Origin of the sequence: Thalassotalea profundi (assembly GCF_014653195.1) — a bacterium.
Lineage (GTDB): Bacteria > Pseudomonadota > Gammaproteobacteria > Enterobacterales > Alteromonadaceae > Thalassotalea_B > Thalassotalea_B profundi.
Genome location: NZ_BNAH01000010.1, coordinates 96,287 through 118,518 on the forward strand (window position 1 = coordinate 96,287; position 22,232 = coordinate 118,518).

A 22,232-nucleotide genomic window follows, 5' to 3' on the forward strand; every position below is an offset into this window, starting at 1 on the left:
CAACTTAAAAACTATAACGTGCCACAAATGAAACATAACGAGCACCCAACCTTCCTGTCGTCATATTCCATTCAGGGTTAGCTTCTAAGCCATTATCTCCATATTGTGAGCGTGTTTGATTAACACTAATTTGCGTATCAGCGTTGAATAAATTATAAACCGTTGCTTTAAGTAATAAATCGCCTTCACCTAAAGTCACGTTATAAGCAAGACTCATATCAAATTCTTTAGTCCAATCTGTACGTCCCGATGAACCTCGTGGTGCAGGATTACCATTTTCATCATAAAACGACACTTGACCATAACCACGGCCATTACAATCAGACCACACTGAGCCAGCGGCACAACTATCAACATTAAGTGGGTGCTCACTGAACATATTCACTGGCGTACCAGAAGTAATACGAGCATTAAAGCCTAAGGTTAGCGCTTCTGTGATTTCATAAAATCCATTCAATTTAAGTGAGTGACGACGATCATTAGGTAAGTTACCTTTTGAATGATCCATCAATTCGGCATAGTCATAAGATGTTGTCCAACCAGGATCGGCCTGTCCATTATCAGTACGAACTAATCCCTCAGTATTACCCCAACTGTGTGACCAAGTATAAGAACCACTATAATTAAACTTCTCATTTAATGAACCCGACAATGTTGTTTCTAGCGCGGCATATTTTCTCTCAGGAGTCGGTAGTGCAATCTCATCTGCAGTTAAATAAACATGCTCAATTGAGCCATCACCATTAAAGTCGTAGCTAATATCGAGTGGAGAACCTGGATTAGCTAAAACATACGTGTAAGAAGCATCTGCATTAATATTATTATCTGCAAAATATTGATTAATTACCGGACCATAATCGGTATCTTCAATAGTACGTTTTAAATCACGATAAATAGCGCGAACGCCTAATACCATATCGTTGTCTTCAAACTCTTTTTGGAAACCAAGGGTAAATTCATCTGAATACATTGATTTAAGATTAGCACTAGCAATTAACGATGGCTCACTTATACCTTCTTGTACCACTCTTGTACCTACATGTTCACCTGTAGATGGTGAGCCATCAGCAAGCAAAATAACTTCACCACTTGCATCGGTTTCACCCACTCGGTAATAATCATGCACATCTCGACGAGCACCACCTTGAGTAATATTCATATTGGCAGATACTGGCTGAAAGTAACGGCCATAAGTAGCATACACTTTAGATGTACCATCGCCTGAAAGGTCATAAATAGCTTGAAAGCGAGGAGATATTTGCCCTTTTACATCAACGTATTTACGCCCATCTGAAACGGTGTTGGAAACATTGGCATAACGTACCCCTAAATTTAATACTAAATCATCTGATACATTCCAAATATCTTGGATATAAAATGCCGATGACGTAACATCTGAATCTGTGAAATCGGTTCGAATACGCTGATCCACATAAGGCGTTCCTTCAGGCAAACCAGTAACACTGCCAGCCCCTGCATAAGTAACTTCCCACCAGCCTTCACGACCTGGAACACCATTTTGACTTGATTGATAATCCACTTGAATATTAGTGTAATCAAAGCCTATTTTGATGTCGTGTTCATCTAACATCCAGTTAAAGTCCGCTCTAAACTGATCGCGAATAAACTCACTTTCAGTGATTGTACTATTAGTTTCTGTTGATATTTTATTCCAAGAACCGGTTAAGTTTGACCAAACTAATGGATCGGTATTTTCAACTACATTGTAAGTTTTATCCGTTGTACGACCCGCTACAACCTCAATTGACATATCATCGTTTAAAATCCCTGAATATTTTAAACCTAAAATATCACCACCGGTTCTTGAACGATAACTACCTGTACTTGCACCAACTTCTTGAGTTTCCCAGTCATTTAGGTAACTTTTCCCTTTACCTTTATTAGTAAAACCAATAGTTGTGAATTCAATTGAATGATCGTCAGTTATATACCAATCTAACTTACCAAAATAGCGATCAGAGGTATTTTCACCATCATCTAAGGTATTTTGATATGCTGCAATATAATCAGATTTTTGTGGTGCATAAAGTGCGTAAAAGAAGATCTTATCTTCAAGTATTGGTCCACTCGCCCACACTGTTCCGCGGGTAAAAGTTGATTCGTCTTGTTCGGTATTACTTAAATAATCACCATTACTCTTTAATAAATTATCATGTTGAGAACGTGTTGCTTGAGGATCCACTCTTAAATATCCACCAAATTCAAATTCATTTGAACCTGATTTCGAAACAGCATTAACAATACCACCTAGTGCACCGCCAAATGATGGATCAATACCACCTGTTTTAATTTCAGTCTGTGCAACCGCTTCCCACGGTAAATTAATTGAACCTATACCAGTTTTAATAGAAGTAATATTAATACCGTTTAAATAATAAGCATTTTCAGCAGATGAGCTACCACCAATGCTGGCCGCACCAAACTCGCTATTACTTGTAACTCCTGGCGATAATAACGCGATAGATTCAAACCCTGATTCTACCGGCAGTCGATCAAGATCTTCTGCTGTTACCACAATACCACCTGTGGAAGACTCTAGATCAACACGACTAAAGCTAGAACCAACAACAGATATACGCTCAACATTACTATTTTCTGAATAAAGTTGTCCGTTATAGATAATTGAATTACCGACGGTAACCATTAAGTTTGACTCTTCAATCGTATCAAAGCCTGGTTTTGTTATAGTCATTTTATATTCACCAATAGGTAGCTTTCTTAGTGAATATTCGCCTTTATCATTTGTAATAATTGTTCGAGTAATATTTTTTGATTTATGTACCAGCGTAATTGTTGCCCCGCTTGTAGCTTGGTTATCTGCTGAAGTAATAACTCCTTTCACCACACCATTAAAAGCGTCGGCAGCATTTACCTGCACAGTAGCAAAACCAAGAACCGACATAACACTTAATGCGATAATTGATTTTTTTAAAGGATTTTTTCTGATTACATCTGAGCTATTTATTTTAGTTTTTTCGTTATTGTTATACATAATAAAACCTATGTGTTGCATGTTGTAATAATTCTGAATGATAGTTGTACTATATCGCTTTGTATACAATATATCGGATCCAGTATTCTTTATCGTTTTATTAATGTCAACGTAAAATGTGATTAAAAAACAAACCAAAAATTTAAAATTAATCCACTTTTAATAAATTATCCTTATTAATCAATCATTAGAAAAAGGAAATTAAATGTTAAAAAAGTGTAATAATAAAAATTAATAACTTATGCGAAAATTTTGTTAAATATCGGTCACTCTTGATTTAACTTGCAGAGGTTCCTGAAAATAGCCCTATTTGTTAAATCCTAATGGTAAATGCTTATAAAACCCTCAAATAATTACGATAAAGTAATTAATCGTTCACAAATCATAAAATTAACGATAAAGTTGTGTTAGATGTATTTCACATAGGGGTAAGGCTGATGGAAATTAATCAGTGGGTTGATGAGTTATTTGAAGTGTTTGACGTAGATAAAGACGGTGTTATTAATCGTAGGGAGTTCGTTGAATTAATTGATTGCTTATTACAAGATAAAGGCATTCGTATGTGTGAAACAATCTTTCATCGTTTTGATAGCAACCACGACAATTCTATTTCTAAAGCAGAGTTAAAAGAGATGGTGATAGAATTAGCGCTATAAAGCTTTAGTATTATTAAAGCACTGTCAAACTTAAAAAGATGATGCTATTTCAAGTAGCGCCATCTTTTTAGAAGAATGTTTGCAACTACCTAACATAGCTAAATCTAGTTAGATAATCGCCATATCGCTAAAGGTAGCTTAAACAAGCTATCTCCTGTTAAGCTATGGAATAGCTACCACAATACAATTTTTTCCGGTCGATTTTGCTTGATACAAGGCGTTATCTGCTTGTGTGTAGAGAGCATCATAGCTCTGGCATTGATGACCAAAACTCGAAATACCAATACTCGTAGTAATATGAATAGCCTCTCCACTTTTATAATAAAAAGGAAAGTTCGCAATAGCCTTAATCATTCGCTGAGCAACTTCTTCTGCCTGCTCAACTGATGTTCTTGGTAAAACACATAAAAACTCTTCACCACCTATGCGCGCCATTACATCACCAGAACGTAATACATCTGAGCCTATTTCCGCTATTTTCTGGATAATAAAATCCCCAGCTGGGTGACCATACTGGTCATTAATACTCTTAAAGTCGTCAATATCTAATATAAGTAAAGATAAGCTTCCCTTATCTGGTGACATTCCCGCTAATATTTTATCCAAGTAGCTAAAAATATAACGACGATTATAAAGTCCTGATAATGGGTCGGTAATTGAAAGTAACCGCATTTTATGATTACTTCGACGCTGTATTAAGATAACACAGATAACAATAGCAATAATTATCAAAAGGAAAATAACAAAGTACTGCTGTTGATTATGCTTTTGTTGTAAGGTTTCTTCTTTTAAGCTTTCTACTCTACCGCTCTGTAACGCCAATGCTTTCTCTACATCTTGGCGCTCAAGTTCCATATAAGCTCTAACTTTTAATAGTCGGTCGGTTGAATTTTTAAGTAACACTTCAGTATATTTTTGATAATACTCATCGAGTAATTGATAACCTAAATTATAGTCTTTTCTAGCATGGGCAATCTGGCTTTCTATTTTTAGCGTTTCTAATTCCCAAGTCGTTCCTTTTAGATCAGGTAATTCCTCAAATAAGTTTTTGGCCTCTTCCAGTGCTTGAGTAGCCTCTTCTATGCGCCCTAATTCAACTAAACAATGAGCTTTATTTTTAAGTAATTCACTATCGTAATCTTTCACACCTTTTTTCATCAAAGCTTGATTGATAATGATTAAAGCTTCTTCACATTTACCTGCCTCAGCTAATGTCATACCTAGACCATAAGCCGAATAAAAGCTAATTTCTTCATTGGAGGTATATCCAGAGTCTTTCCGATAACGCTCAAAATATTTAATCGCTAGATCAAATTTTTTCCAATAACGATATGTGGACGCTAACCCATAGACTGCCTCAGCAATATGAGCTTTGTAGCCTAATGTTTCGTAGCTTTCTAATGCTTTTTGATAATATTCAATTGATTTTTCATAGTCATGCATGTATCCGTATATAGCGCCATAAGTTTCATTAATCGCTGCAATTAAAAAGGGATCGTTTAGCCCATATGCCTTAACATAGGCTTCTTGCATATCGTTTAAAGATACTTCAAATAATTCAGCTAAACTTTGTGTGTATGCATTTTCTTGTTTTGTTTGAATATAAATTGCTTCAAATCCACCGCTTTTAGACTGCTTTAGTGCTAATGCTAAATGCTCAAATGATTTTTTATATTCACCTTTATTTCGAAACAAAATACCTCTAAATAAATTTAAATAACTCTGAACACTTAGTGGAGAATTTTCAGTGATATAGTTAAGTGCCTCATCAATTGACGCTTCAAATTCTGTATAAAAATAGAGTAAGTGTTCTGCTTGGGCTTTGCGTGTTAACCACCATAGGTAAGCTTCTTTTTGTGCTTTGGGTGGTGCGCTTTCAATAAGGCTTTGATAAGTAAGTAACGGGGCTTTAAAAAGCTTACGTTCAAATTCTACCGAACTCAAATCGTCAGAGGCAATGCTAGATAAAGAAAATACTAAAAAAATTAATCCAACGAAAGGTACAACACTTTTTTTCAATAAATTCATTTAATTCTCATTAATACAACGATTAAGAAGTGGTTAAAAATTTTTAAGTAGCTTTTTGTTGTATCCAACAACATATCCATTCGTAACTTTAATCACAGATATACTATGAAAACCTGCTTTAGTTAATTCCTTTTGTCTCGAAGGGAGTTTTACATAACATAAACGGTAATTAATATTCGAACGTTATTAAACTACTTTAGCTTTTCCACAATACGAACAATTATGACGAATATAAAGTACCATTTCTTTCAAAAAATACTCAAATTAAATTAATCATAACAAACAAAATAATAAAATTCCGCCAATTAACTTAAATTGATCTAAAATTTAATAAAAATCCTTGCTCTTGCACAATAGCCCTAATAACTTAAAAACACAGTTTAAAACTGTTTGCAATGAAAATGCACTTTAAGCGCTGTTAATTACACATGACACCTATTAATAAAGCCACCTTATATATTGAGACAGTTATGATACGAAGTAAGTTTTACAACACCTTATTAATCACTTTAATAACAGTGACATGTATTACAATAATTCTACAAATTTTTTCACTTAAAAAAACGCTAGTCTTACAACCTGATACTCATAAGGCGGTTAAAGCTATCTCTGATCAGTCGCTAAATGGCACATCCTCAGCCACACTTATCAAAAATAATAACAAATGGCTTTTAAAGTGTAATATACAAGCATCTAGTTATAATTGGCCTTTCTGTGAAATAGCTTTAAATTTTTTTGAAGCCCCTTACAGCAAAAGCATGAAAGGGCTCGACTTATCAAGCTATTCTAGCATTCAATTAAAAGCCAAATACCTCAATCACCCAAACTCCAGCATTCGCATACAGTTACGTAATTACAATGATAGTTACGCCAAAATTGATGATGATAGCACATGGAAATATATTGGAATTGAATATTGGCCCGATGATATGGGAATAACAGAAATTCCAATGAAGAGTTTACAGGTAGCCAGCTGGTGGCTAAACGAACAAAAAATTCCTATTCACCTTTCTGCTCCTGAATTCGATTCTGTAATGGTAATTGAAATTTCTACTGGTAATAAGATAAAACCTGGACAGTATATGCTTGAATTAGAATATATAAAATTTACAGGAAAGTTTTTTACCAATAGCCAAGTACTTTATACCCTGATCGCTCTTTGGGTTTTTTCGGCTATTATAGTTTTGTTGCTTAATCTTAAACATTCTCGTGAAAAACTCACTAACACAGCTAGGGAAGCACAAGAACTCAAGCAACTGAATCAACTTCTAAATGTTAAAACTAAAACACTAAAAGACAAAGCAGAAAGAGACCCTTTAACTGGAGCACTTAATCGCTCAGGTATTCAACCATATTTTACCCAAAAACAAAAAAAGCTGTCATTGATTTTTATCGACATTGATCATTTTAAGCTAATAAATGATATTCATGGACATCTTGTTGGCGATGAGATCCTTAAAGAATTTGTAAAAACAATAAGTGAAAACTGTCGTAATACAGATATTATAGCGCGTTGGGGTGGTGAAGAGTTCTTATTAGTATGTCCAGATACCTTACTATCAGAAGCTTTTGAACTCGCTCAACTGTTACGAAAAATAATGGACGAAAAAACATGGGTCAATAACATCAAGTTAACTTCTAGTTTTGGTGTAGCACAACGAGGCGATGAAAGTGCAAGTGACTTTATTGAGCGTGCAGACAAAGCATTATATGACGCTAAAGCACGAGGAAGAAATCAAGTTGTTATGTCTAAACCTACCAGCCATTTAAACCCACTGATATAAACCATTAAACCTAATGTGATACCCTCTCAAATAAAGAATAAATAAAATAGGTTAATAAAAAAAACAAAAAGCCAGCATAAATGCTGGCTTGGTTATTAACACTTTTATCTAGTACTAAGGTTACTTTTTCTTTTTAACTGCTTTTGCGTTTGGTAAGTCGGTAATTGAACCTTCAAATATCTCTGCGGCTAAACCAATTGACTCATTTAACGTTGGATGAGCATGAATAGTTAAACCAACATCTTCTGCATCAGCGCCCATTTCAACCGCTAAACAGATTTCACCAAGCATCTCGCCAGCATTAATACCAACGATAGCACCGCCAAGTACTCGGCCAGTTTCTTTTTCAAAAATCATCTTAGTTTTACCTTCAGTACGTGCTGATGCAATCGCACGACCAGAAGCAGCCCATGGGAAGTTAGCAACTTCAATATTTAAACCTTGCTCTTTCGCTTCACGCTCAGTAACACCAACCCATGCCATTTCAGGGTCAGTATAAGCAATTGAAGGAATACAACGTGGGTCAAATACGTGCTTTTTACCCGCAATTACTTCAGCAGCAACATGACCTTCATGAGCCGCTTTATGTGCAAGCATAGGTTGACCAACTACATCACCAATAGCAAAAATGTTATTTACGTTAGTGCGTAATTCGTTAGAAACATTAATGAAACCACGCTCATCTACATTTACGCCTGCTTTATCAGCAGCCACTAAGTGACCATTTGGCTTACGGCCAACGGCAACTAAAATCTTGTCATAACGAACTTGTTCAGCAGGAGCATTTTTGCCTTCAAAAGTCACGTATAAACCGTCATCTTTTGCATCAACAGCAACGACTTTAGTTGACAACATAATGTTGAATTTTTTCTTGTTGAAATTAGTGTAAATTTTAACAATGTCTTTATCAGCTGCAGGCACTAATTGATCTGCAAACTCAACTACAGATACATTTGAACCTAGTGCCGAATAAACCGTTCCCATTTCTAGTCCAATAATACCACCACCTAGCACTAACATTTCACCTGGTACATCTTCTAACTCTAATGCGCCAGTAGAATCAATAACACGTGGGTCATCATTTGGAATAAACGGTAAGTCAATTACCGAAGAACCACATGCAATAATAGCATTATCAAAAGTAATGGTTGTTTTACCATCCGCACCTTCAACTTCAATCGTTTTGTCTGAAGTAAACTTACCGTAACCAGTCACAGTTTGAACTTTACGTGCTTTAGACATACCGCCCAAACCACCTGTTAATTGGCCAATAACATCTTCTTTCCAGCTACGAATTTTATCTAAATCAATTTCAGGCTTGCCAAAAGTAACACCGTGAGAAGCCATAGCTGCTGCATCATCAATAACTTTTGCTACATGAAGCAAAGCTTTTGATGGTATACAACCAACATTTAAACATACACCACCTAATGTTGCGCGGCTTTCAACTAATACCACATCTAGGCCTAAATCAGCCGCACGAAATGCTGCTGAATAACCGCCAGGACCTCCACCTAAAACTACTACTTGAGCTTTAATATCGTTACTCATGCTAACCTCAAATTAACTTGTTGTTTGTTACACATTGTGTGAAAAACGTGCAATATGTATTTATTTATTTTTTGAATTTCTGACTCGAATTGTACTGAAACTCAACGAAAATCGCTATCATTAATCGTAATTTTAAGACCAAAGTAGCAAAGAGCCGAACAAATAAACTTCCACCTTTGTGCTACTTATAAAAGTCTTAATTCAACACTTATAAAATAAGTTTACGAATATCACTCATTACACCAGCTAAATGCACAGTAAAACGTGCAGCAAGTGCCCCGTCGATCACACGATGATCATATGACATTGACAATGGTAGCATGAGTTTAGGTTCAAATTCTTTACCATTCCATTTAGGTTTCATTTCAGATTTAGAAACACCTAAAATGGCTACTTCTGGCGCGTTAACTATCGGAGTAAACGCAGTACCACCGATCCCACCTAAGCTTGAAATAGTAAAACAACCACCTTGCATATCTGCCGCTTTAAGTTTGCCTTCACGAGCTTTAACGCTTATTTCAAGCAACTCACGTGATAATTCATAAATGCCTTTTTTATCAACATCACGTACCACAGGAACAACTAAGCCGTTAGGTGTGTCTACTGCGACACCAATGTGAATATACTTTTTCAATATTAAGCTTTCACCATCTTCACTCAAACTTGAGTTAAAGGTTGGAAACGCTCTCAAAGCATCAGCAGCGGCCTTTAAAATAAACACTAATGGTGTAATTTTAAAGCCAAGCTTTTGTTTTTCACACACCACATTTTGCTCTTTGCGGAAAGCTTCAACATTAGTGATATCGGCTTCATCAAATTGCGTAACGTGTGGAATTGTTACCCAGTTACGATGTAAAAATGGACCAGAAATTTTCTGAATTCTTGATAAGGCTTTCGTTTCAATTTCACCGAATTTGGCAAAGTCGATTGATTTAGCACTAACCACTTGTAGCCCACCTTCACCAGCAGATACACTGCTACCAGCATTGGCTTTAGGACGAGATAATTCATATTTAACATACGATTGCACATCTTCTTTAAGAATACGGTTTTTATTACCCGTTCCTTTAACTAAACTCAAATCAACACCAAATTCACGTGCTAAACGACGAATTGAAGGCGATGTGTAAATAGTTTTCGTTTCTTTAAATGAACCCGCCTGTGGGTGATGAGGTACAGGTGCAGACTTTTGTGGTGCAGTTGGCGCACTCTGTACTGGCTCAGTTTTTTCTGGCTCTGGTGCCGCAGGTTGCTCAATTGCAGCAGGGGCACCATTATTAGTTTCTAGTTTAATAACCAATGAACCTTGCTTAACTTTATCGCCTGTAGACACTAATAGTTCTTTAACTATACCCGCATGTGAAGATGGTACATCCATAGTGGCTTTGTCAGTTTCTAAGGTAATTAAACCGTCTTCTTCAGCGATTTCATCACCTACAGCAACTAACACATCGATTACATCTACTTCACCATCAGAACCAATATCTGGAACTACGATGTCAATAACTTCACTACCACCTGAAGACCCAGCAGGAGCCGTTGCCTCTTTAGATACAGCAGGTTTTTCTTCTACTTTTTCTTCAGTTTTTTCTTCAGCTTTGGGGGCCGGTTTATCATCTGCTTCAGTTGAATTGTCAGCAGGCGTTTCCGAGCCAGCCGCTTTCATTTCAGCAATAATATCGCCTTCTTTAATTTTATCGCCAACTGACACTTTAATCGCAGTAAGTTCACCTGCCATTGGCGCAGGAATATCCATTGAAGCTTTATCTGTTTCAACCGTAACAATCCCTTCATCAGCTTCTAAGGTATCGCCTACAGCAAAGCATATTTCTATCACTTCAACTTCATCGCCACCAACATCAGGAACCAGAATTTGTTGAATATCACTCATTTTAATTCTCCTATTCCTAATTAAGCGTAAAGTGGATTAAGTTTGTTAGTGTCTATCTCAAAACGTTTTATCGCTTCGGTTACAACACTCGCCTTAATTTCACCACGATTGGCTAATTCAAATAATGACGCTACAACGATATATGACGCATTAACTTCAAAATGACGACGTAAGTTTTCACGACTATCACTACGACCAAAACCATCTGTACCTAAACAGCGGTATTGTGTATCAATAAAGGCACGAATTTGATCAGAATATGACTTCACATAATCCGTTGCTGAAATAGCAGGTCCTTTATCTTTAGTTAAAATTTGGCCTACATAAGGCACTTGTTGTTTAGCTTCCGGATTTAACATATTTTGACGAGTGACTTCTTGTCCTTCTCGCGCTAATTCATTAAACGATGTGACCGAATAAACATCACTTGAAACATTATAATCTTTAGCTAATATCTGCGCGGCTTCACGGACTTGTAATAAAATAGTACCAGAACCTAATAACTGAACATTAGCAACAGCTTTTTTCGCAGCAACGCTTTCTAACTTATATATGCCTTTGATAATTTGGTCGGCAATATCTTTATCTTCAGGTATTGCTGGATGTTGATAGTTTTCATTCATCAAGGTTAAATAATAGAAAACATTTTCATTTTCTTCGTACATACGGCGTAAACCATCGCGAACAATCACAGCCACTTCATAACCATAAGTAGGGTCATAAGTTACACAGTTAGGGATTAAGCCCGCCTGAACATGTGAATGACCATCCTGATGTTGTAAGCCTTCACCGTTGAGTGTTGTTCTACCTGCAGTAGCTCCTAATAAGAAACCACGTGCTTGGCTATCGCCAGCAGCCCATGCTAAATCACCCACACGTTGGAAACCAAACATTGAGTAATAAATATAAAATGGAATAGTGGTAGCATTACATGTTGAATATGACGTACCTGACGCCACCCAAGAAGCCATAGCCCCTAATTCATTAATACCTTCTTGTAATACTTGGCCTTTTTTATCTTCACGATAATAAGCTACTTGATCAGCATCTTGCGGAATATACTTCTGACCTTCATTTGCATAAATACCTACTTGACGGAAAAGCCCTTCCATACCAAAAGTACGTGCTTCATCCGGAATAATTGGCACAATACGCTTACCGATTTTCTTATCTTTTAATAAGCTATTTAATACACGTACAAAGGTCATCGTTGAAGAAACTTCACGATCACCGGAACCTTTTAATACCGCATCAAAGCTTTTTAATGGGGGTATTTCTAAAGATTCTTCGGCTTGCTTGCGACGTGCTGGCAATGAGCCTCCTAAGGCTTCACGTCGTGCTTTCATATACTTAAATTCAGCACTGTCTTCTGGAAATTGATAGAAAGGTAATTCTTCAATTTTGTCGTCACTAATAGGCATATTGAAACGATCACGGAAATATTTAACCGCAGTTATATCCATTTTCTTAACATTATGTGCAATGTTTAAACCTTCACCGGCAGCCCCTAAACCATAACCTTTTACCGTTTTAGCAAGAATAACGGTTGGGCGACCTTTCGTTTTAATCGCTTTATCATAAGCGGCATATACTTTAATAGGATCATGACCACCACGATTTAGACGCCAAATGTCTTCGTCAGACATATTAGCAACCATCTCTGCCGTTTCTGGATATTTATTAAAGAAGTTTTCGCGGGTATATTTTCCGCCTTTTGCTTTACAGTTTTGATATTCACCATCAACAGTTTCATTCATTAACTGTAATAGTTTACCTGAAGTATCACGTGCTAATAATGCATCCCAATAGCTACCCCAAATAACTTTAGTGACTTCCCAGCCAGCGCCACGGAATGTACCTTCAAGTTCTTGAATAATTTTACCGTTACCACGAACAGGACCATCTAAACGTTGTAAGTTACAGTTAATTATAAATGTTAAGTTATCTAGACCTTCACGTGCAGCTAAACCAATAGCACCTAATGATTCTGGCTCATCAGTTTCACCATCACCCAAGAAAGCATAAACACGTTGACCAGAACAATCTTTAATACCACGATCAGTTAAGTACTTTAAGAAACGCGCAGTATAGATAGCTTGTAATGGACCTAATCCCATTGATACTGTTGGAAATTGCCAAAAATCTTGCATTAAATGTGGATGAGGATATGAAGATAAACCGTTACCATCAACTTCCTGACGGAAATTATTCATTTGATCTTCAGTTAAACGGCCTTCCATAAAAGCACGAGCGTAAATACCTGGAGAAATATGGCCTTGTGCAAAAATAAAGTCACCACCATCTTCAGGCGATGCCGCTTTAAAGAAGTGATTAAAGCCTACATCATACAGCATTGCTGATGAGGCAAAACTACCAATATGACCGCCTAGATCTAAATCTTTTTTAGAGGCACGTAATACTAAAATTAACGCATTCCAACGAATAGCAGCACGAATACGCGCTTCAATGGTTAAATCGCCCGGCATATGAGGCTCTTGTCCCGGCGGAATTGTATTTACATAAGCAGTTGTTGCATCAAAAGGTAAATGTGTACCACTGCGACGTGCATGGTCAATTAACTTTTCTAATAAATAATGAGCACGTTCCGGACCTTCATTTTCCAAAACGGCTTCCATTGACTCTAACCATTCTTGGGTTTCTAACGAATCAATATCAATATTTGGGAGCTCAGACATAATGTTTACTTAGTCTCCATATCTCTAGTTAAAATTATTGTTAATTAATTGATAGTTAATGACCCTATCAATGCTTATTTCAGGTGTTGCTTGCTATATAGCTATGACTTATTCATAGCGGTTGTAATTATTTTCTCTAAATTTTGTGCATTCGACTCATTGAACGCGGCATACGGCTTTGTTCTTGCGTGAGTTTAAGTAAAACTTCTTCAATAAATGCAAGGTGACGATGACTTGCACCCCATGCTTTTTGTGGTTGACCACTTAGTATTGCCGTCATTAACCGTGTACGGTAATCCGCCATTTGTACAAAAATATCAGGACGCTGCGCTAAAATGGTTAAATTTTTCTCGATATTGTCGATCAACAATGCCGACATACTTCTCGCTAAATGTAAGATCACCACATTATGAGATGCTGAACAAATCGCCAGATAAAACTCAAAAACAGCAATCGCTTCTTCTTTATAATTGTTATCTAATTGAGCACTACCTATAGCATCATGTTTTGCCTGAATCTCATCAAAGTCAGCCTTAGTTCCACGCATTGCAGCATAATACGATGACATTCCTTCAATACCATGACGAAATTCTAACAAGTCAAATTGAGATTCATAACTTTCAGACATCAAGTTAAATAATGGATCAGCAAAACCAGCTAAAATGTTCTCACTAACGAAAGTACCACCACCTTGGCGGCGAGTGACTAAACCTTTAGCTTCTAGTTTTTGAATGGCTTCACGCAAAGAAGGACGAGATACGTCAAATTGAACTGCAAGTTCTCGTTCAGGAGGTAATTTTTGACCTGCAATTAAACTTCCATCTAAAATCATCACTTCAAGCTGTGATTGAATCACATCAGAAAGCTTTGTTTGTTTTAAAGGCTGTTTAATATTAGTTAATGTCATAAACTCTTATCATTATGTATTTAATTACATTAAAAATTCTTTGTTAATCACACTAAAAAATCAGCCCAAAAACAAAGAAAATCACAAAGGTAAATTGGTATTACCATTGATTAATTTGATGTAAAAATAACAAAATAAATTCAAAATGTAAATAGAACATAGCCTAAATGGCGGGATTTTCAATAGAAGTGTTGTGATATATCAACAAAAATAAAATGAGTCGATATTTATGCCGACAGAAAACTTATGCATTCTCGTTAGCCTTATAGGGAATGGCTCCAGCATTATTCTACTACCGTCATCCTTGTCGGTAAGAGCAACCTACAACACATGAACTTAATTATATGTAGGTCGCGCATACGCCGGCAGAAAATTTAGCTGAGTTAACTCAACACCCCCGTTAATATTAATATGGCGATAACTGCTAAACATAACAATAATGTACGTTTTGCTAAACGTACTAGCAAACATGGCTCTGCGGTACAGTCACCTACATCTATCATAAAGTCTTCAGATTTTTGAGCGACATCGACTAATAATACATGTGGTAATTTATCAACATTAAACAAGTTTTCTAGCCAAACAGGCATTGCTTTTGAAAAGTGCCCAACTAACATATAACAAAAAGACACTATTCTCACGGGTAACCAATCAACCCAAAAAAGCGCTTGTTCGCTTATTCGACTAAGATTTTGAGTGTTAACATCAACAGAAAACTTTTCATCTTCTACCTCACTTTCTTTCGATACCAAACTATTTTGCTCAGTCATTTTAGTCAGTAAACGATAAGCTAAAGCACCAGGCGCACCAAATAGTACAAAGAAAATCATAATGGCAATAAAATAGCGATAATTAAGCCAAATAAGGCTTTGCCCAAAGCCCATGTTCATTAATTTTTTGTCTTGTAATAACTGCAAATGATGCATTTCACAAGTGGTGGTTTCACCTCTAAAAGCCGCTAATAAATATTGTTTATAGCAATTACGCGTTTGCACACAGCCAAAACAAACAATAAGCACTATAGTAGATGCAATTAAATATAGTAAACCATCATCTAATAATCCCAACAGCAAATAACACGCTAGTACAGGGATTACAAAAAACACAATAGTTTGAAGTGTTGCATTAGTTTCATCTGCTGAACCTGTATTAGTATCAACCCCTTCAACAGTTTGATTTTGATAAGCTTCATCACCAACAAAAGGTAGGCGATTAAAGAACTTTAGGTAATGTTGATAATAAAAATTAAATTGCCAAACAGGTGACGACAAATAACGCTCGGCTGCTAATGCAATTAATAAGCTGATCAAACTCATACTTTTTCCTAAAGGCTATATTCTAAGGCCTACTGTTTTGTTAATAATAGTTGATAATATTGCCAATCAAAGGCTTTACCTGGATCAGTTTTTCGCCCTGGGGCAATATCACAATGCCCAACAATATCATCATCAATGTCAGGGTATACCTGCTTAATACTTGCGGTTAATCTACTAAGCTGTTGATACTGCTCGTCAGTATAAGGAATTTCATCTGTACCTTCTAGCTCAATACCAATAGAAAAGTCATTACATTGCGCTTTGCCTTTATATATAGAAACCCCTGCGTGCCATGCGCGATCATCAAATGATACATACTGAATGATATTACCATCTCGTTGTATTAAACAATGTGCAGATACTTTTAGCTGATATATAGAAGAGAAATAGGGATGGGCATGCTCATCAAGCTGCCCCAAAAATAAATCCGTTATATAATTACCACCAAACTTTCCAGGGGGAAGTGAAATATTATGCACAACGAGTAAAGACACCTTTGTATTTTCAGGCCTAGCATTAAAATGGGGCGATGGTATTTTATCTGCAGTATCAAGCCAGCCGTTCGTTATCTTTAATATTGGCACATCTGGCATGTTAGACTTTGGGAAGAGCAGCTTATTCAAAATAATATTTAACATTTCATCTGATTTATAATGAAAATCATAATACAATAGCCTTAAAACGATAAGCTAATTCGCTATATAAATGTGAATTAATACGATACAAAATACACGAGAAAACACGAAAACTAATATGACGCCTACTGATCCAACTGCAAAACTTGGTAAATATTTTATCTGGCTCGCCTGGATAATAGTATTGGTAATCTTGGTTTTTGTATTTCAATCAGCGCTCGAACAGCAAATAAACCCAAATAGCGAGCCAGAATATTCGTTAAATGCTCAAGGTCAAGCCGAAGTTATCTTGCAACAAAACCGACAAGGCCATTATGTAACTTCAGGGACTATTCATGAAATTCCGGTCACTTTTTTATTAGATACGGGGGCAACTCAAGTGTCTATTCCTGCACATATTGCTGACCAACTTAACTTACAAGCGACAGGTCAAGGTATTGCTAATACCGCAAATGGTCAAGTGAGAATTTATCAAACGCATTTAAATCAACTAAGCATAGGTAATATTTACCTTTACGATGTTGACGCCCATATTAATCCTGGTATGAAGTCAGATAAAATTTTATTGGGTATGAGTGCATTAAAACGATTAGAATTTAGCCAAACAGGCAAACAACTTATATTAAGAGAACGAAACTAAATGTTAACGCCATCACAGACTCCTGCTTTTATTAAAGATATACAACACTCAGTTAATAGCGCCTTATGCGAAGATTTAGGAATAAGTGCTATTGAACAAATCAATAATCAACTTGATATAACAGCAGAGTTAATCCCAGAAAATAACACCGCAACAGCTAGTATTATTACAAGAGAAGACTGTGTAGTTTGTGGTGTTGAATGGGTCAATCAAGTATTTAACGTGTTAGATACTGCCTATCAGCTTACCCAAAAAACACAAGTTACCTGGTTTGTAAAAGATGGCGATCTAGTTAAAGCCAATACACCCTTATTTGAGCTTTCAGGCAACTCGCGTATTTTGCTAACGGGTGAACGTAGCGCCTTAAATTTTTTACAATTACTGTCTGGTACGGCTACTGACACTCATAAATATGTTGCTTGTTTAGCTAATACTCAAACAAAGTTGTTAGATACTCGAAAAACTATTCCAGGACTACGCAGTGCACAAAAATACGCGGTAAAATGTGGTGGCGGTGTTAACCATAGAATTGGCTTGTTTGACGCATTTTTAATTAAAGAAAATCATATCGCCGCTTGTGGCAGTATTGAACAAGCTATCGCAACCGCTAAAGCAAACCATAGTGATAAAACCGTTGAGGTAGAAGTTGAATCACTCGCCGAGTTAACCGAAGCACTTAATGCTAAAGCTGATATTATAATGCTGGATAATTTCACCCCACAAATGATAGAGCAAGCCGTTAAACTGCGTCAGGAATTGAGTCAACAGCATACTAAATTTGAAGTGTCAGGCAATATGACATTAGAAACCTTAAGCCAGTATGCCAAGGCCGGTGTGGACTTTATTTCAGTGGGTGCATTAACCAAGCATGTTAAGGCGGTTGATCTCTCAATGCGGTTAAAAATGTAGTTAGTGTATTGATTATGCAACAAATGTAGATACAGCCCATTATTTAAAGGCCTCTACTCGAAAAGCACTAAATTTTTTTCACAAACCTTGGAATAATTTATAAATATGGCTATAGTTGGCTGGTAATTACTTTAAAATTAAGCATATTTTAAAGTAATTATTTAAATAAAGTGGATAAAAAATGTCCTTTTATTAAAAAAATTAAAAAAAAAGCGAAACAATATTTTACATTTTAAATATTTTAGCGCAGTATCTATTTAGCCCCCGTAATTAATAGTATGGATGTACTGATTATGAAAAAAACGTTACAAAACTTAGCAACAGCAAAAACTGGCCAAAAAGGCTTCACATTAATTGAATTGATGATCGTTGTAGCGATTATTGGTATTTTGGCGGCGGTAGCTTTGCCTGCATATCAATCTTATACAGCTAAAGCAGCTTACACTGAAGTATCACAAGCGGCAACTGGTGTAAAATCAGCCGTAGAAGTGTGTGCTCAAATTAATTCGGATTTAACAAAGTGTAACACTACTGATAACAAAGAAATAAAAGCTCTAGCCGATGGTGCTACAGGCGCTGCAAGTGTAAATACTTTAACAGTTGCTGGTTCTGGCGTAATAACAGTTACACCTAATGCTGTTAATGGCATTAAAACAACAGACACTTATATAATAACTCCAACAGTTACTAATGGCCAAGTAACTTGGGCTCAAAGTGGTGGCTGTGCAACATCTGGTTATTGTAAATAACTAATACTTTCAATAAAAAAAGCCCCTTCGGGGCTTTTTTTATGTCTTTAAATTGAAACTTTGTCTTTTCGTTCAATCTTAGGTTACACTAGTTTTATAGAGAATAGAGTTAATTCAAGGCGTTATGAAAGGTCTTCACCAACAATCAAGTTTGCTATCAGCATTGTCCAAGCATGATTTAATACCTACAGAAATGGTAGATAAAATCAGTGAGGGTTTTATACAACAAAATAAACCTTTTATCCGCTATTTGGTTGAAGATAAAAACTTTAATGCCAACCGTATTGCCGCTATATTATCAAAAAGTTTTGGCTACCCTGTTATTGATCTCACCGAGTTTGACACCAGCTTAGTACCTGAAGGTATTCGTAACGAAAAGTTAGTACGTAAACACGGTGCTCTCCCCTTATTTTTACGTGGCAAAGTACTATTTGTTGCCATGTCAGACCCCACTAATTTAGATGCCTTAGAAGAAATACAATTTAATACCGGCTATACCACTGAATTAATACTGGCCAGTGAGCAAGAACTGCATAAGTGTATTGATAAAGTTTTAGAAGATGAAAGCAGTGCCCTTGACATTAGTGATATTGACACTGATGAGTTATCTGACATGGATGTACAAGAGGACACCACAGACGATAATGTAGGCGCCACAGGTGATAAAGACGACGCTCCAATTGTTGTTTACATTAATAAAATATTACTTGATGCCATTAAAAAAGGCGCCTCTGATTTACATTTTGAACCCTATGAAAAATCCTACCGCATTCGTTTTCGCGTAGATGGCATATTGGCTGAAGTGGCAAAACCCCCTATTGCATTAGCTTCAAGAATGGCGGCGCGCTTAAAGGTAATGTCGAAACTTGATATTGCCGAACGTCGCGTTCCCCAAGATGGCCGGATAAAACTCGCGTTATCGCGTAAAAAATCTATCGACTTTCGTGTTAGTACGCTACCCACCATGTGGGGCGAAAAAATTGTAATGCGGATATTAGATTCTTCTAGCGCTATGCTAGGGATCGATATGCTCGGTTATGAGCCAGAGCAAAAGAAAATTTACATGGACGCCCTTGCTCAACCCCAAGGCATGATATTAGTGACTGGGCCTACAGGTTCGGGGAAAACGGTATCGCTTTATACCGGCTTAAATATTCTTAATACCCAAGAGCGTAATATTTCTACCGCCGAAGATCCTGTGGAAATAAATTTAGAAGGCATTAACCAAGTACAAATTAATGCGCGCGCCGGGCTTACCTTTCCAAGTGCCTTACGTTCATTTTTACGACAAGATCCCGACATTGTCATGGTTGGGGAAATTCGAGATTTAGAAACAGCGGAAATCGCCATAAAAGCCGCACAAACCGGACACTTAGTATTATCAACGCTGCATACTAACTCAGCAGCAGAAACCTTAACTCGTTTATTAAACATGGGCGTTCCCTCGTATAACGTAGCAAGCTCTGTCAGTATCATTATTGCACAACGCTTAGCGCGAAGACTTTGCATGCAATGTAAAGAAGAAGAGAAAGTTCCCCCGCAAGAGCTCATTAATCAAGGTTTTCCTGCCGACAAAGTTAATGAAATAAAGCTTTTCAAAGCTGTTGGCTGTGAGCATTGTACTGGTGGCTATAAAGGCCGTGTTGGGATTTATGAAGTTATTAAAATTAGTAGTGAAGTCGCCAGTATAATTATGGAAGGTGGTAATTCGTTAGATATCGCGGCACAATGCCAAAAAGAAGGTTTTAATAACTTGCGACAATCCGGTATACAAAAAGCGATGCAAGGAGTAACAAGCTTAGAAGAAATTAATAGAGTTACTAGTGCTTAAATAGTAGGTAAGTTATTAAGTAAAAATTAACTATTGACTAAATAATCTTGTTTTAAGCAATATTTACCTAAATATGTTGGACTTAAACCCAACCTACAAAGCATAACATTCTCGTTGTAGGTTGGTCTTTAAACCGACAAAATAATAATAAAAATAATTGACTAAAAGGATAATAGGGCTTAAGTCCTACTTACACAATAAATATACATTCTATTAGATCAGAATAATAACAAACTAGGAAGTGTTATGGCAGTTTCCAAGAAAGTAAAAACACCCGCAGTAAAAGCGCTAGACGTTTTTGTTTGGCAAGGCGTTAACCGTAAAGGTAAAAAAGTCGGTGGCGAGCTTTCAGCTAACAGTATGTTAGAACTAAAAGCACAATTGCGTAAGCAAGGTGTTACCCCTGGTAAGGTTAAAAAGAAAGCTAAGCCTTTATTTGGATTAGGCGGCGATAAAGCCATTACCCCAATGGATATTGCCCTTATCACCCGACAAATAGCTACTATGCTTTCTGCTGGGGTTCCTTTAGTACAAACAATAGAAATGATTGGTTCAGGTCATAGCAATGGCAATGTCCAAAAGTTGATGGCAGACATAGGCAATAAGCTTTCATCGGGTATTCCATTATCGGATTGTTTACGTGAGCACCCACGATTTTTTGATGATTTATATTGTGACTTAGTCAGCTCTGGTGAGCAGTCAGGTTCATTGGAAACTATTTATGATCGTATCGCCATGTATAAAGAAAAAGCGGAAGTATTAAAAGCTAAAATTAAAAAAGCCATGACTTACCCTATCGCTGTTTTAGTAGTAGCGGCCATAGTAACCTCAGTATTACTTATTTTTGTGGTACCCGTATTTAAAGAAATTTTCGACAGTTTTGGAGCCGAATTACCCGTTTTTACCTTACTTGTACTGGCGATATCTGAATTTATGCAGGCCTATTGGTACTTAGGGTTAGGTGCAGTTTTCGTGGCGTTTTGGCTCTTTAAGCGTGCCCATCGCAATAGTTTAACGTTTAGAGACAGTGTTGATAAACAAATATTAAAATTACCTGTTATTGGTGACTTATTAGAAAAAGCTGCGGTTGCTCGCTATGCTCGCACCTTATCCACGACCTTTGCTGCCGGTGTACCATTGCCTGACGCTCTAGAATCAGCCGCTGGTGCTGCAGGTAATGCAGTATTTCGTGATGCTATTTTAGAAATTCGCTCTGAAGTAACCTCTGGTATGCAAATGAATTTAGCTATGCGTAATTGTGCTATTTTCCCAGATATGGTTATACAAATGGTGGCTATTGGTGAAGAGTCTGGTTCTGTGGATGATATGCTATCAAAAGTCGCTACTGTATATGAACAACAAGTAGACGATGCCGTAGATTCACTTACTAGTTTATTAGAACCCTTAATTATGGCAGTACTTGGTGTTGTCATTGGTGGACTAATTATTGCTATGTACTTGCCAATATTCCAAATTGGGATGGTAGTTTAGACTTTTAATATCGTTAGTTGTCGGCATAAATGCCGACAACTAACGATGTACATACGATAAAATAATTATTCGGCTATCATTGTTGAGCTAAAGCCCAACCAACAAAATTTACCTATATCTTAATTTAAGGCTTAT

Annotated in this window: 15 protein-coding genes; 7 read left to right on the forward strand and 8 right to left on the reverse strand. The window is 36.7% G+C overall.

Annotation, left to right across the window (positions count from 1 at the left end; genetic code table 11):
* Nucleotides 1-4 precede the first annotated feature (4 nt).
* Nucleotides 5-3,013, reverse strand: a complete 3,009-nt coding sequence (locus IE155_RS12825; RefSeq protein WP_189378640.1) for a TonB-dependent receptor — start codon at nucleotides 3,011-3,013, stop codon at nucleotides 5-7.
* A gap of 437 nt (nucleotides 3,014-3,450) precedes the next feature.
* On the opposite strand from IE155_RS12825, the gene IE155_RS12830 reads away from it, so the two are divergent.
* A complete protein-coding gene (locus tag IE155_RS12830) occupies nucleotides 3,451-3,669 on the forward strand; it encodes an EF-hand domain-containing protein (RefSeq protein ID WP_189378641.1) in 219 nt (72 codons plus the stop codon).
* Nucleotides 3,670-3,831: 162 nt separating this feature from the next.
* Here the strand turns inward: IE155_RS12830 and IE155_RS12835 are convergent, their stop codons facing one another.
* The gene (locus IE155_RS12835) at nucleotides 3,832-5,697 is read right to left on the reverse strand and encodes a tetratricopeptide repeat-containing diguanylate cyclase (RefSeq protein ID WP_189378642.1); all 1,866 of its coding nucleotides are present in this window, start codon (nucleotides 5,695-5,697) and stop codon (nucleotides 3,832-3,834) included.
* A 428-nt stretch (nucleotides 5,698-6,125) separates the two neighbouring features.
* On the opposite strand from IE155_RS12835, the gene IE155_RS12840 reads away from it, so the two are divergent.
* Nucleotides 6,126-7,481: a GGDEF domain-containing protein gene (locus tag IE155_RS12840; RefSeq protein ID WP_189378643.1), complete on the forward strand. Its 1,356-nt coding sequence runs from the start codon at nucleotides 6,126-6,128 to the stop codon at nucleotides 7,479-7,481.
* Between the two features lie 120 nt (nucleotides 7,482-7,601).
* Here the strand turns inward: IE155_RS12840 and lpdA are convergent, their stop codons facing one another.
* The 6 genes from lpdA to ampD all read right to left on the reverse strand — a co-directional run bounded on the left by lpdA (nucleotide 7,602) and on the right by ampD (nucleotide 16,435).
* On the reverse strand, nucleotides 7,602-9,032 hold the full coding sequence (gene lpdA / locus IE155_RS12845) for a dihydrolipoyl dehydrogenase (protein WP_189378644.1): 1,431 nt from the start codon (nucleotides 9,030-9,032) through the stop codon (nucleotides 7,602-7,604).
* 208 nt (nucleotides 9,033-9,240) lie between these two features.
* A complete protein-coding gene (gene aceF / locus IE155_RS12850; RefSeq protein ID WP_189378645.1) occupies nucleotides 9,241-10,923 on the reverse strand; it encodes a dihydrolipoyllysine-residue acetyltransferase in 1,683 nt (560 codons plus the stop codon).
* Between the two features lie 20 nt (nucleotides 10,924-10,943).
* Nucleotides 10,944-13,619, reverse strand: a complete 2,676-nt coding sequence (gene aceE / locus IE155_RS12855; RefSeq protein ID WP_189378646.1) for a pyruvate dehydrogenase (acetyl-transferring), homodimeric type — start codon at nucleotides 13,617-13,619, stop codon at nucleotides 10,944-10,946.
* 136 nt (nucleotides 13,620-13,755) lie between these two features.
* Entirely contained in the window at nucleotides 13,756-14,511 is a 756-nt protein-coding gene (gene pdhR, locus IE155_RS12860) for a pyruvate dehydrogenase complex transcriptional repressor PdhR (RefSeq protein ID WP_229817300.1), read from the reverse strand.
* Between the two features lie 398 nt (nucleotides 14,512-14,909).
* Nucleotides 14,910-15,842, reverse strand: a complete 933-nt coding sequence (ampE, locus tag IE155_RS12865; RefSeq protein WP_189378648.1) for a regulatory signaling modulator protein AmpE — start codon at nucleotides 15,840-15,842, stop codon at nucleotides 14,910-14,912.
* A gap of 29 nt (nucleotides 15,843-15,871) precedes the next feature.
* Nucleotides 15,872-16,435: a 1,6-anhydro-N-acetylmuramyl-L-alanine amidase AmpD gene (gene ampD / locus IE155_RS12870; protein ID WP_189378649.1), complete on the reverse strand. Its 564-nt coding sequence runs from the start codon at nucleotides 16,433-16,435 to the stop codon at nucleotides 15,872-15,874.
* Between the two features lie 160 nt (nucleotides 16,436-16,595).
* On the opposite strand from ampD, the gene IE155_RS12875 reads away from it, so the two are divergent.
* From IE155_RS12875 to IE155_RS12895, 5 genes are all read left to right on the forward strand, one after another.
* Nucleotides 16,596-17,117: a retropepsin-like aspartic protease family protein gene (locus IE155_RS12875; protein ID WP_189378650.1), complete on the forward strand. Its 522-nt coding sequence runs from the start codon at nucleotides 16,596-16,598 to the stop codon at nucleotides 17,115-17,117.
* The gene (gene nadC, locus IE155_RS12880; protein WP_189378651.1) at nucleotides 17,118-18,026 is read left to right on the forward strand and encodes a carboxylating nicotinate-nucleotide diphosphorylase; all 909 of its coding nucleotides are present in this window, start codon (nucleotides 17,118-17,120) and stop codon (nucleotides 18,024-18,026) included.
* A gap of 293 nt (nucleotides 18,027-18,319) precedes the next feature.
* The gene (locus tag IE155_RS12885) at nucleotides 18,320-18,775 is read left to right on the forward strand and encodes a pilin (RefSeq protein WP_189378652.1); all 456 of its coding nucleotides are present in this window, start codon (nucleotides 18,320-18,322) and stop codon (nucleotides 18,773-18,775) included.
* A 124-nt stretch (nucleotides 18,776-18,899) separates the two neighbouring features.
* Nucleotides 18,900-20,606: a type IV-A pilus assembly ATPase PilB gene (gene pilB, locus IE155_RS12890; RefSeq protein ID WP_189378653.1), complete on the forward strand. Its 1,707-nt coding sequence runs from the start codon at nucleotides 18,900-18,902 to the stop codon at nucleotides 20,604-20,606.
* A 246-nt stretch (nucleotides 20,607-20,852) separates the two neighbouring features.
* Nucleotides 20,853-22,097, forward strand: a complete 1,245-nt coding sequence (locus tag IE155_RS12895; RefSeq protein ID WP_189378654.1) for a type II secretion system F family protein — start codon at nucleotides 20,853-20,855, stop codon at nucleotides 22,095-22,097.
* The last annotated feature ends 135 nt before the right edge of the window (nucleotides 22,098-22,232 follow it).